This window comes from Staphylococcus sp. HMSC36A10, assembly GCF_001838845.1.
Taxonomy (GTDB): domain Bacteria; phylum Bacillota; class Bacilli; order Staphylococcales; family Staphylococcaceae; genus Staphylococcus; species Staphylococcus aureus.
Window position 1 is genome coordinate 38,661 of record NZ_KV839069.1, and the last position, 14,245, is coordinate 52,905.

9 protein-coding genes are annotated in these 14,245 nt (G+C 35.5%); 7 read left to right on the forward strand and 2 right to left on the reverse strand.

The features are described from left to right. Positions 1–89 precede the first annotated feature (89 nt). Positions 90–1,565, forward strand: a complete 1,476-nt coding sequence (gene nikA, locus HMPREF3247_RS01105) for a nickel ABC transporter substrate-binding protein (RefSeq protein WP_001808045.1) — start codon at positions 90–92, stop codon at positions 1,563–1,565. A gap of 313 nt (positions 1,566–1,878) precedes the next feature. Here the strand turns inward: nikA and HMPREF3247_RS01110 are convergent, their stop codons facing one another. Continuing rightward, positions 1,879–3,021, reverse strand: a complete 1,143-nt coding sequence (locus tag HMPREF3247_RS01110) for a PrsW family intramembrane metalloprotease (protein WP_072399734.1) — start codon at positions 3,019–3,021, stop codon at positions 1,879–1,881. 440 nt (positions 3,022–3,461) lie between these two features. Between HMPREF3247_RS01110 and HMPREF3247_RS01115 the strand changes: the two genes are divergently transcribed. From HMPREF3247_RS01115 to HMPREF3247_RS01145, 6 genes are all read left to right on the forward strand, one after another. Beyond that, positions 3,462–5,039: a fatty acid degradation protein FadX gene (locus tag HMPREF3247_RS01115; RefSeq protein WP_072467449.1), complete on the forward strand. Its 1,578-nt coding sequence runs from the start codon at positions 3,462–3,464 to the stop codon at positions 5,037–5,039. A 25-nt stretch (positions 5,040–5,064) separates the two neighbouring features. Next, positions 5,065–6,570, forward strand: coding sequence for a long-chain-fatty-acid--CoA ligase FadD (locus HMPREF3247_RS01120; protein WP_001008411.1), 1,506 nt, complete (start codon positions 5,065–5,067; stop codon positions 6,568–6,570). 111 nt (positions 6,571–6,681) lie between these two features. Beyond that, on the forward strand, positions 6,682–7,893 hold the full coding sequence (locus HMPREF3247_RS01125; RefSeq protein ID WP_000142189.1) for an acyl-CoA dehydrogenase FadE: 1,212 nt from the start codon (positions 6,682–6,684) through the stop codon (positions 7,891–7,893). A gap of 186 nt (positions 7,894–8,079) precedes the next feature. After that, entirely contained in the window at positions 8,080–10,341 is a 2,262-nt protein-coding gene (locus HMPREF3247_RS01130) for a 3-hydroxyacyl-CoA dehydrogenase/crotonase FadB (RefSeq protein ID WP_000154523.1), read from the forward strand. Between the two features lie 29 nt (positions 10,342–10,370). After that, positions 10,371–11,555, forward strand: coding sequence for a thiolase family protein (locus HMPREF3247_RS01135; RefSeq protein WP_001154616.1), 1,185 nt, complete (start codon positions 10,371–10,373; stop codon positions 11,553–11,555). 293 nt (positions 11,556–11,848) lie between these two features. Then, entirely contained in the window at positions 11,849–11,956 is a 108-nt protein-coding gene (locus tag HMPREF3247_RS01145) for a hypothetical protein (protein ID WP_031835017.1), read from the forward strand. Positions 11,957–12,137: 181 nt separating this feature from the next. Here HMPREF3247_RS01145 and coa read toward each other — a convergent pair whose 3' ends face one another. Beyond that, positions 12,138–14,099 carry a staphylocoagulase gene (gene coa / locus HMPREF3247_RS01150; RefSeq protein WP_000744085.1) on the reverse strand — a complete coding sequence of 654 codons (1,962 nt, stop codon included), beginning with the start codon at positions 14,097–14,099 and terminating at the stop codon, positions 12,138–12,140. Between the last annotated feature and the right edge of the window lie 146 nt (positions 14,100–14,245).

Here is a 14,245-nt window from a genome sequence, read left to right on the forward strand (position 1 = left end):
CTTGAACAATATTTTACTTTAACAAAATAAAGTTTTAAAATATTAATTGTTGGGTTTTACATAGTAATTAGAAAGAGAGTGTTAATGAAATGAAGTTTAAAAGACTAGCAACTATATTTTCAGCAGTATTAGTGTTATCAGGATGTGGCTCAATGCATTCATCTGGCAAAGACTTAAATATTTCGTTACCGTTAAAAACAAAGTCTATTGCACCTTATGAAACAGATGTACCAGTTAAGATTGGTGCTGCAGAATCATTATTTAAAACAAATGATCAAGGAAAAATAGAAAAAGCATTAGTGAAATCGTATCATCAACCAAATGATACAACGTTAGATATAGAATTAAAAGATAATATTAAATTTCAAAACGGTCAAAAATTGACTGCAGAAAAAGTGAAATCTAGCCTTGAAAATAGCATGAAAAAAAGCGACTTGGTCAAATATTCATTACCAATATCATCAATTACCGCTAAAGGTCAAAAACTGACAATTAAAACCAACTCCGCTTACCCTGAACTTGTATCTGAATTAGCTAATCCTTTTATGGCAATTTATGATACAGATGCTAAATCAGATGTTAATCAAACTCCTGTTGGTACAGGCCCTTACCAAATAAAAGATTATAAGCAATCTCGAAAAATATCATTGTCGAATTTTAAGGACTATTGGCAAGGTAAACCGAAACTTGATCATATTACTGTGACGTACCAAGAAGACGGCAATAATCGCGTCAGAAATTTAGAATCTCAAAAAGATGATTTAATAACTGATGTCCCAGTTAATAAAGTTCATGACATAGAAAATAATCAAAATTTAAAAGTGTCAAAAGAATCTGGATTTAGAACTTCTTTACTTATGTATAATCATACTAATAAAAAAATGACTAAATCCGTTCGTGAAGCATTAGATCATATCATTGATAGACAAGGTATTGCAGATCATATTTATCAAGGTTATGCGAAACCTGCAACGAGTCCATTTAATGATAAAATTCCATATATTAAAGAACCTAAGTTAACCAAACAAAATATCGAACAAGCAAAAACGTTATTAGCTAAAGATGGTTATACAAAAGAACACCCTTTAAAAATTAAGTTAATTACGTATGACGGTCGTCCAGAGCTATCGAAAATTGCGCAAGTATTACAATCAGATGCTAAAAAAGCAAATATTGAAATCGACATTAAAAGTGTTGATGACATAGAAGGTTACTTAAAAGACCGTTCTGCATGGGATGCAACGATGTATAGTTTTGGGACAATCCCTCGCGGTGATACAGGTTATTTCTTTAATCAAGCATATAAAAAAGATGGTGCTATTAATAAAGGAGACTACAATAATAGCAACGTCGATGATTTAATTAATCAATTGAATCATACTGTAGATGTTAAGGAACGTCACAATATTTCTAATGATATTATTAAATTATCAAGTCGAGATGTACCAAACAGTTATATTGCTTACAACGATCAAATAGTCGCTGCTAACTCTAAGGTTAAAAATTATAAAGTAACACCTGAAGGTATCTATTTAATCGATTATCGAACAACGATTGAACGATAAGGGAGTGTGGGACATTGATTTATGTCTCAGCCCTGCTTCAACTATAAAAACCACGCCGAAGTCATCCAATATGATTATGGCGTGGTTTAATTTGCTTATATGATTGTATTAATTTCTGTTTGATGAATTTCAATAAAATGATTATTACATACTTTCAGTGAATCATGTTCATTTTATATAAATCTAATTGTCACTATTTGTTTAACGTGAAACACTTTTTTAACTCCGAAAAGTATTCCTATTCCACTCTTTTAAAGACAAATTATAAAAATAGCTTATGTCACAAACATATGAGCAACATAAGCTTTAATTATTATTCGTCTACTTTTTTCTGTTGTTCTTTAAATTCTTTCTGCAGTAAATTCACTTGTTTTAAACCTGCCCCCATTAAAATGAATACAAGTATCCACACAATAACGATTAAAATAAATATTTTCAACGTATCACTGCCAAGTACAGTTAAAGATGTATCCCAAATGCCATGTAAACCAACGGCTGATAAAAAGAATATTAAAAAGCGTTTATCAAAAATATCTTTGAATTCAAAGCCATGCTGTTCTTTCGCAATAACTATTGCAGCACCAACAATCGCTGACCAAACTAAATGACCACCAATCGCAGTCCACGCACGTGTGAAGACAATATCTAATAATGGGACATTTTCCCCTAAAGCGAAATTCAAAATATAACCTGCTGATTCAAAAACTGCGAACCCTGCACCAATAGCAGCACCGATTAATAATCCATTCAAAATCTTATTTGTTTTCAATTTATTGACGAAATAAACAATAATGAGTGCTTTTCCAGTTTCTTCAACTAATCCTACTAAAAATGCATCGAAAAATGTTAAAGAACCAAACCTTTCGAATTGATCACTAAAAACGACAAATCTATATAATACCATCGTACTTAGTAATGAAAATACGCCGCCAATAAAGAACATGATAATAACTTCAAAAATGCTAATATTTTTAAACGCATTTGATTCATAAAAGAAGAACAAACCCGATAATGGTACTGTTAAAGCCCCTATAAAAATGAGACCCGGAATCGCGTTAGTGTTATTAAAAATCGCTGCCATGACCCATAATCCAATAAATGTTACTGTGAAAGCGATGAATACTCGAGAAAAGAGCCATGGCTTCCCCCATTCTTCTGATATGTCACAAATTGCTGGCGTAGTTTTAGCAGTACCCGCTATAAATATTTCATCTGCTTCGTTTTTAGTATGCGGCTTAAATACTTCAGAAAACATATCTTTTAAATTAAGATTTAAGCTTTCATCATTGCCCGCTAGTCTACCGATTGATTTGGTTGCATTATCAAATAAACTTCTTGCTTCATTTTTTAAATCTGCATTTTGCGCTGTTTCATGCGCTTTGGCTTCCATTTGTTTATCGATAGATTCATTATGTATGTCGGACGTCTTAGTTGATTGTGTAATTGCTGATGACATCCCCTCTTCACCTGTATTAGTTGCAACTGATTGCGTTTGTGTTGTCTCTTCTTTTTCTGTATTTCTTCGATGATTAAGACCTTCCATAGACTTACCTACTTTCACTTTTCATAATAAAACTATTTTAATTTAATATTGATGGATTTTCCATATTTTAATATAAATACTTTGTTCGATTGGGCGCTTTGTATTTCATATTTAAAAATCAAAACCTATTTAACTTTTTATATTCCGAGCAATATTTTTATATAAGTATTTTAATGATATTCAATTCATTACAAACCCTTGATATTACAATTGTTATCAACCATCAAAATGTGTCTATACTGTGTCTATTATCAGAATAAAAAGATATTTCTAATTGATTTTAAACGTCGTTATGTTATATTTCTTGTAAGGGTTTACACAAAGTGTAAAAACGCTATATTTTATCAAATGTGATGGAGGTGACTTGCTTGAAACAAATCACATGGCACGACTTACAACATATCATTAAAGATGGTGATGTGATTGGTTTACCAGCATTAGCTGTAGCCAACTTACCCGCCGAAGTTCTACGTGCTGTGTTAGCGCAACATGACACATATCATACGCCCAAAGATTTAACGTTTATATTAGCGAATGATATCCATAGTTTAGGTGCCGCACCGGATTTAGATGATTTTATAGAACGTCGCATGATTAAACGTGTCATTATGAGCATTTTAACGGCTTCTTCCAAAACGGCACAAGCAATGAAAAATAATGACATTGAAGCTTATTTTTTACCACAAGGTATCATTGCAACTCATTATCGTCAGAGTAATCAATTATTACCTGGAGTTATTACTAAAATCGGATTAAACACAGCTGTTGATCCTAGATACGGTGGCGGTAAAGTAAATACACGAACAACTGATGATTTAGTTTCATTAGTAACCATCAACGATGAAACATACTTACATTACACATTCCCTAGCGTTGATGTGGCACTACTGAGAGGAACATACGCAGATCAACAAGGTAACATTTATTTAACTCAAGAAGCGTACTTGAGCGAGTGTTATCATGTCGCATTAAACGCGAAAGCCAATCATGGGAAAGTTATTGTACAAGTTAAAGCTTTAGTTGACGACTATCAACTAAAACCGAATGAAGTTGTTATCCCAGGAAATCTTGTCGATTATGTATACGTCACAGAAGATGAAAAGAATCACCGCCAAGTAATTCAGAGTCATTATTTACCAGCCTTGTCTGGAGAAGAACGAATTGATGGAATACCTGAAACCACATTACCTTTTAATAGTCGCAAATTGATTCTCCGACGTGCTGCTCAGTTTTTAACTTATGGCGATACAATTAGCATCGGTTATGGAATCAATAATGAACTCTCTAATTTATTGCACGAAGAATGTGTTGAACATGATGTGCAACCGATTCTAGATGTTGGCATTTTCGGTGGATTCGTTGGTAGTCGTGAACATTTTGGTATGAATTACAATGCAGATGTTCGCATGCCTCATGATCGAGCATGGGATTTTATTTATAACAATGGTGTATCAGTTGCCTATCTTAGCTTTGCTGAGGTTGATCAATACGGCAATGTCAACGTGTCTTACTTCAATGACCGACTAAATGGATGTGGCGGCTTTATAGACATTACGCAATCTGTAAATAAAATTATCTTTTCAGGTACTTTTGTAGCTGGCAGTCATGTCTCATGCCATAATCAACGATTAAACATTGAAACTGAAGGACAAAACCAGAAATTTGTATCAGATGTGAGCCATATCGACTTTAATGCACAATATTCACAATCACTCGAGCAAGAAGTCTATTTTGTTACTGAGCGTGCAGTATTCGAACTCACCAATCAAGGCTTGAAACTAATTGAAATTGCTCCAGGTCTTGATTTGCATAAAGATATTTTGAATCAAATGGCTTTTAAACCAATTATTGCTGATCATTTAAAATTAATTGATACCAGCATTTACAAAGAAAAATGGGGACAACTTAAACAATCAATTCATAAAGTATGAAAGTGAAGCTAAAGGGGGTATACTAATGAATTTCGATTGGATAAAAACGCGTTCAGACTTCGATGATGACAAGCCTGCCGTTATTGATCACGCAAAACAAACATCTTGGACATACCAACAACTCAATGCACGCGCTGATAATATGGCACATTATTTAACATCTCAAGGTGTTAAAAAAGGCGATGTTATCGGTATTTTTGCGCCAAATGATATTGCAATATTAGATTTATTATTTGCTTGTTTTAAAACAGGTGTGGTTTTTTTACCATTGAATTGGCGGCTTAACCCAAAAGAAATTGCAGCCATTGTGGAAGATGCACAATTAAAACTGCTTTTCTATGCTGAAAAACATTTAAGTTCACTCACCGATATTGACCAAAACTTATTGCATATGGATATTGATGTAGCCCAATATGATGAAATCGTAAATCCAGATTATCACCAACCTTTTCAAGCAACACCTGTTGAACCACAAGATCTTGCAGCATTAATTTATACAAGTGGTACAACCGGATCACCTAAAGGTGTGATGTTCTCATATGAATCATTTGTTCATAACGGTGCAAACTTAGAGCTGACGTACAAGTTCAATTCAAACTATATTACGATTGTATCAACACCAATGTTCCATGTTTTAGGGTTTAACGATACTGTATTACCAGTATTAATGTCAGGTGGTACACTTATTCTTCAACGTTACTTTAACGGCGAAGAATTGAATGACATGATTGCACAATATCACCCTACATTTATTATCATGATTCCGACAATGTATTATAGTACGCTACGTGCTAGTAATTTTAATCCTGAAAATTTTAAAGCTATGGATTATATCATCCAAGGTGGTTCACAACCATTACCAAGTATCCAAGCAGCTTTTAAACAATATGGCATAAACATTATTAACGGCTATGGTTTAACTGAAGCACCTCTTGTACTTGTTAATACACCGGAAAATTCAAAACGTAAGCCAATGAGTATTGGTAAAGCAGTCATGTTCGTTGATGCACGTATCCTTGATGATAACGGTGAGGAAGTACCTACTGGTGAGATTGGCGAACTTGCAATTAAGGCTAAAAATGTCACGCCAGGATATTGGAATAAACCAGCAGAGACTGCCAAAGCATTTCATGGTCGATATTTATTAACTGGTGACTTAGCGAAGATGGACAACGATGGCGATATATTTATTATTGACCGCAAAAAAGAATTAATCATAACTGGTGGCGAAAATGTCTTACCATCCGAAGTCGAAAATGCTTTAGCTGAGCATCCACTAATAGACCGGTGTGTGGTCGTTGGCTATGATCATCCAAAATATGGTGAATCAATTGCTGCAGCCATTATACTTCGCGAAGATGAACCTCATTACGCTGAAATTTTAAATCAACATATGCGAAGTCGTTTAGCAGGTTATAAAGTCCCAAGAATGTATGTACCAGTGACACATATGCCGTTAAACAGTACGCAGAAACCAGATAAACTTGCGATTCGACAAATGATGAATGACAAAGTCTCACAAACACTTTAAAGGTGATAAAAATTTTTGACATTTAGTGTAAGCGTTTACAAATAAAGCGTGTTGTTTTTGAATTAAATGCATTTCACATTAGTATTCATATTATTTTTAGGAGGAATTTATATGACATTTGAAAAAGAAACAGTCTTAAAAACATTATTTCCTGAAGATGTACTTAGTATTGCTAAAGGTTTAACAGACGGTGAAGTCGAATTTTTACAACAAGTAGATTCATTGCTAGAAAGTAAGTACCGTGAAAATATTAATCAACATTGGATAGACGCTACTGTACCCGAGGACTATTTTAAAGATCTGGGAGAATTAAATTATTTTAACAATCCATTACTTTACAAGGATCGTCCAAACGCCAAAATGCCTAGTCAACTATTTCAGTTTTTCATGTCTTACCTACTCGCGCGATTTGATATTTCCTTAGCTACCCTACTCGGTGTTCACCAAGGTTTAGGGCATAACACTTTCTATTTCGGAGGTAGCAAAGAACAAATTGCGAAATATGTACCTAAATTACAGTCACATGAACTGCGTACATGCTTTGCTTTAACTGAACCAGAACACGGTTCGGACGTTGCGGGAGGTCTTGAAACAGTCGCTGAACGCCAAGGCGATACTTGGGTTATCAATGGTGAAAAGAAATGGATTGGTGGTGCACATGTATCTGATGTCATTCCAGTATTCGCAGTAAATAAAGAAACTGGCAAACCCCATTGCTTTGTAGTCAGACCAGAACAAGATGGCGTCGATATTGAAGTCATTGATAATAAAATCGCACTTCGCATTGTTCCTAACGCCCTAATTAAATTAACTAATGTCAAAGTAGATGAAGCGGATCGCTTACAAAACATAACAAGCTTTAAAGATATTGCCAAAATTCTTTATTCAACGAGAGCAGGCGTTGCTTATATGGCTACAGGTGGTATGGCTGGCGCTTTACGTGCCACATTAGATTATGTCACTGAGCGTAAGCAATTCGGCAAACCAATTAGTAAATATCAGTTAATACAAGAAAAGCTAGCAATGATGCAAGGTAATTTAGCTCAAGCAATGGCAACATGTGCTCAATTAGCTAATATGCAAGCACATGGTGAATATGACGAGGTTGCAACTTCAACGGCGAAGATGATGAATGCCTTACGTTTGCGTGAGACAGTAGCTATGGGCCGCGGTATTACAGGTGGTAATGGCATACTAGCTGACGATTATGATATTGCACGTTTCTTCTCTGATGCAGAAGCGATTTACACGTACGAAGGTACACATGAAATTAATGCCTTAGTAATTGGACGCGCTTTGACTGGAGATTCTGCTTTCGTATAAATAGCAAAGAATTATATGAGATGCAGTAATATCACTAAAAAAAGACTTATTTTAAGCATAAAGCTTTTTCCTTAAATAAGAGGCTAAGATGACTGTCAAAGATACTTAATTAATTTTATAAAATAGCAACGTTATTCCAATTATCTTAATGGTTATCTTATCCTCAACTAAATTGGAGGAATCACTATGACAATTAATAAAGTAACCGTTCTTGGCGCAGGCACGATGGGCGCTCAACTGGCAGCACTCTTTGTGAATGCTGGACTTAAAGTAAAACTATTAGATATTGTAGTGGACAAAAACGATCCAAATCTCATTGCGAAAAAATCTTACGATAAAATTACAGATAAGAAACGGCCGCTACTATTCGACTTAAATCTAGCGAGTCATTTAACATATGGTAATTTTGATGATGACTTGGTAAATGATGATGCTGATTTATATATCGAAGCAGTTAAAGAAGATATTGAAATTAAGCATGCTGTTTGGCAACAAGTTCTACAACATGCTAAAGAAGATGCTTTATTCGCTACAAATACATCAGGTATTCCAATAAATGCGATTGCTCAAGCATTTAACGAGAAGGATCAAGAACGATTCTTTGGTCTACATTTCTTTAACCCACCACGTATTATGAAATTAGTGGAGTTAATACCTACGTCACACACGAAGGAATCTATCATATTAGATGTAAAAAATTTCGCGCAAAATGTGTTAGGTAAAGGTGTCATTGTCGTCAATGATGTGCCTGGCTTTGTCGCAAATAGAGTCGGCACGCAAACAATGAATGATATTATGTATCGCGCCGAGCAACACAAGTTAAGCATTGTAGATGTGGATGCTTTAACTGGGCAAGCGATTGGTCGTCCTAAAACAGGTACATATGCCCTATCTGACCTAGTCGGTTTAGATATTGCAGTGTCTGTAATTAAAGGCATGCAACAAGTACCTGAAGAAACGCCTTATTTTCATGATGTCAAAATTGTAAATACGTTGTTTGACAATGGCGCACTCGGACGTAAAACGAAACAAGGATTTTACAAAAAGGATAAAGAAACTAAAGCTCGGCTTGTTTACGATGTTGAAAAACAAGATTATGTACCTGTATCGCAACCACAATTACCAATTTTAAATGAATTTAATAAAGACTTAGTGCATAACCTTGATACCATATTCAATGCGCAAGACGAAGCGGGACTATTTTTATGGGAGACATTACGTAATAATTTCTATTACTCTGCTATCAATGTACCTAAAGCTACCGATGATTTCCGAGACATAGACCGTGCGCTTGTCTGGGGGTTCAACTGGAAACTTGGTCCATTCCAATTATGGGATGCAATGGGATATGAACGTGTTAAAACACGTATGGAAGACGAAATTGGAGACTTACCACAATGGATTAGTGATTTAGATGGTGGCTTTTATAAACAAGATGAGACCATCGAATATGCAACACCTGTTTCTCACTTCGTAAAAGATGAACTTTGGGATAAAGGTGATGCCAAACTTTCCGTAACTCATGATGATCAACTGTTACTGAAATTACAAAGTAAAAATAATGTCATTACCGATGAATTCAACGATGCGTTAGTTGATGCCATTGATTTACTGGAAAATGACCATTACACAAGTATGGTCATTTATACAGATGGTAACAATTTCAGTGTGGGTGCTAACCTTTTCTTAATGAAAAAGGCGCATGAAGACGGTCTTGTAGATGATGTCGTTGCACAATCAATTGATAAATTACATTATAGCTTTAATCGTTTGAAGTATAGTTTGAAACCAGTAGTCACAGCTGTTCAAGGTCGTGCCTTAGGCGGTGGCTGTGAGCTTGTACTTTACTCACCTATTGTTGTCGCTGCAAGTGAAACATATATAGGTCTTGTTGAAGCAGGCGTTGGCTTATTACCGAGTGGCGGTGGCCTTGCAGAAATGGCTGATCGCATATTACGCACATCGCATAAGTTTGATGACAAACAAGCTTCCATGACAAAAGTACTGACGAATATCGCATTTGCGAAAGTCTCTACAAATGCCTTTGAGGCACGTCGTTATGGTTATTTACGTGATACAGATACGATTATTTTCAATACAGCACAACGTGTCGAAGTTGCGCTCAAACGTGCGAAATATGAAGCAGAAACAAACTATATTCCGAATCCTAGACATCAATATATCGCTTTAGGTGAAGACTTCAAAGCATTGATCCAAGGACAATTAGATGCGCAAAGACGGGGTCATTTTATTAGCGACCATGATTATCATATCGCCTTAAATATCGCCACAATTTTAGCGGGTGGTGATTTACCAAGAAATACATTTATCAATCAACGTTACATTCAATCGTTGGAGAAAATTGGCTTTATTGACTTACTAAAATCTAAAAAATCATATGAAAGAATTGCACATATGTTAAAAACTGGTAAGCCATTACGTAATTAAAAGATAGTCATTAAGAGAGGATGATAACCATGCAAGAAGCATACATTGTAGCTTATGGGCGTTCAGCCGCAGCGAAAGCAAAGCAAGGCGCATTATTCCACGAAAGACCTGATGATGTCGCAGCCAAAGTATTACAAGGCGTATTGAAACGTATTGACGGAAAATTCAATAAGAATATGATTGAAGATGTCATTGTTGGTACGGCTTTTCCAGAAGGATTACAAGGACAAAACATTGCACGAACGATTGCATTGCTTACGGGATTATCTGACACGGTACCGGGTCAAACAGTGAATCGCTACTGCTCATCAGGATTACAAACCATCGCGATTGCAGCCAATCAAATTATGGCTGGTCAAGGAGATATACTTGTAGCTGGTGGCGTTGAATTGATGAGTGCCGTACCAATGGGTGGCAACGAGCCCACAAACAATCCTACCTTACAATATGATGATATAGGTGCGTCATATCCTATGGGTTTAACTGCTGAAAATGTAGCATCCCAATTTGACGTATCACGCGAAGATCAAGATGCTTATGCTGTCAGAAGTCATCAACGTGCCTATGAAGCACAACGTGATGGTCGGTTCAACGATGAAATTATCCCAATACAAGTAAACTCAGTTGAATATACAAACGCAGGACCAAAAGTACACACAAATATCTTTGACCAAGATGAATTTATACGCCCTGACACCACGATGGAGGCATTAGCCAAATTACGTACAGTATTTAAAGCTGACGGCACTGTGACTGCGGGAACATCTGCCCCACTTTCTGATGGTGCAGGATTTGTAGTTTTAATGTCTGGAGATAAAGTGAAAGAACTAGGCGTGACACCTATTGCACGATTCGTTGGTTATAAGGCAGTAGGCGTTGACCCGAAAATTATGGGTATTGGGCCTGCATATGCGATTCCTGAAGTATTGTCACTCAGCAATCTATCTGTTGAAGACATTGATTTGATCGAATTGAACGAAGCATTTGCTTCTCAAACAATTGCATCTATTAAAGAAGTAGGTCTAGATATATCACGTACGAATGTGAATGGTGGCGCTATTGCTTTAGGTCATCCATTAGGTGCTACAGGCGCAATGTTAACCGCGCGTTTACTTAATGAAATGGGTAGACGTCCCGATAGCCGTTACGGCATGGTTACGATGTGTATTGGTGTCGGTATGGGTGCAGCTGCTATATTTGAATATGTGCGTTAGAATGGTTGATTTTGGATGAAGCGGATTCGTTTGGTTATTGAAGTAGGCTGAAGTTGAAGCGGGTTGAAGCAGTTTCGTTTTATTATTGAAGCTATGTGAAACATAGTGATTGAACAAAAAAGTGGTTTAATGGGATGGTGGGTATTTCCGTTTTAGAATTTAACATTTACACGTCTAATTTTAATCATTGTTTTAAATTTTATGAATCGAAGCCCTTTGATTTAATAATATTTGCTAATGCTAGTAACTTATCTGATTGTTCATGTTTAAAATAAAGAAAACCACTCACATCAGTGTGTGTTCGAACTAGACTTGTAAGTTCCAGTTCGGTACGACTTTTTAAAGCAATTATTATTGCTGTGATTGTCGTATATCACTTAGATGTGCGTGGTTTATTTTAATAGGTTAGTAATATATTAGGTCATGTTATGTTTAAGACTATAATGAATAAATAATTTAGAAATATGCTTCCGATTGTTCGATGCTTTAATTCAGTTAGAAGCATCATAGAATGCATGATTACTGTTGTATAGATACATAATTCTTTGTATTGACTGTATGTCTTTGGATAGAGTTATAAATTTATTTTGTTACTCTAGGCCCATATGTCGCAGTACCATCTGCATGTGTTGTTACATTGTATGCATTTGTTTCGCTTGGCTTCTTGTATGTCGGGCGAGCTCCGTATGACACTTGACCGTTTGCATGTGTTGTTACGTTATATGCGTTTGTTTCGCTTGCCTTGTTTTGTGTCGGACGAGCGCCGTATGATACTTGGCCGTTTGCATGTGTTGTTACATTGTATGCATTCGTTTCGCTTGGCTTCTTGTATGTCGGACGAGCTCCATATGATACTTGACCATTTGCATGTGTTGTTACGTTATATGCATTTGTTTTACTTGGCTTGTTTTGTGTCGGGCGAGCGCCATATGATACTTGGCCGTTTCCGTGTGTTGTTACGTTATATGCGTTCGTTTTACTTGGCTTGTTTTGTGTTGGACGAGCGCCATATGTTACTGTGCCATCTTGATTTGTCGTTACGTTGTATGCGTTTGTTTCTGATGGCTTATTGAATCTTGGTCTCGCTTCATATCCAAATGTTCCATCGTTGTATTCACGGATACCTGTACCAGCATCTCTATATTTAACATACTTAGGTGTTTTGTTAAATTGCGGTCTCGGACCATATTGAGAAGCTTCTGTTGTTTCAGTTGCTTGAGGTTTAACTTCAATATCACTTGATTCTCCTTGAGTACCTTTTAACGTTGATTCAGTACCTTGTGGTTTTATTTCAAGTTTAGATGAGCTACCTTCAAGACCTTCTAAAATAGGGTTCGGTGTCGTCGGTTGAGTATAATTATCGCTTAAAGATGGTCTGTTTTGTTCCATTGTTAGAAAATCGGGACCTTGAACGATTTCACCTTGTAACGTTTTATTTTCCATCGTTGGATATTCCGGACCTTTTACAATTTCACCTGTAATTGTGCCCTGTGGAATTTTAACTAATGGTTGTGCAACTGGTTGTGTTGTTTCTTCAGCTTTACCAGCCGTAGTTTTAACCTCTTGCTGGTTTCCAACTTTAGGTAATTGAGGTTCTTCAACTTTCTTCTCTTCTTTTACAACAGGAGATTTTGTTACAGTTTCCTCGTATTTTTTGACAGTTTTATTTTTCCAAGAATCATCAGCCTTAGCAACCGCTTCTCTTGTTTCTTTAACTAAAGCATCGAAGTTTTCTTTGTTATCTTTAGGACTATGAATATTTGGATTATATTTAGTGATTTTAACCGGTCTGTTTTGTCCAGTTTCCATAAAGAAGTCATCGATAATAGAATTTAAATCATCGGTCATTTCTTTTCTAATACGTTCATTAGTTATTCTATTGGGCTTTTTTTCTTCTCCAAGAATAATATCTAGCTTAGCTCTCAACTCTTTAGCGTGCTCCCCATAATCCTTATCTCCATAATATGTTACAACAAGAGTATCAATTTCACTAACTAATGAATATACTTTATCAGTTTCTTCATCTTCAGTTTTCTTGTCATAAGTTTGTAAATCCGAATTCTTTGATTGAATATGTTTAACTTCTTTATAGAACTCTTCCACTGCACCTTTTAGAGAGTGATGGATATCATTATATTCTTTCATTGTAAAATCATAAAGGTTATAATCATAAAATTTCACCGGGCTTAAACCAGCTTTTAAATATCTTTCTCTATATTGTCTATATTCATCTATTTTTTTCTTTAATAAGTATTGGTCTTCACCTAATACCCTAGTCATCAATTTGTCTTTGGCGTCTTTATACTCTTTTTCCCCATATTGATAATCTTCTATAATATCTATCGCATCTGCAAATTGTGACTCCAAGGATTTAACCTTTCCCCAATAATACCAATTTGACATTGGCGAATCATATTTACTCTCTTCTTTCACTCTTGATTCTTTACTATAATCCTTTGTTACTATCGCATCTGCTTTGTTATCCCATGTAAATAAGCTAGATGCAACTGCTAATGCGCCTAGCGAAATTATTTGCTTTTTCATAATTTTTTAATTCCTCCAAAATGTAATTGCCCAATCTACATTAAAGAAACAAAATATTAAAAGACATTAACTATATATTAACTAGAATAAACAAAGCATTAACTATCTTTTTGTTATAGTTAATTAGCTTTGCAATATACAATAGT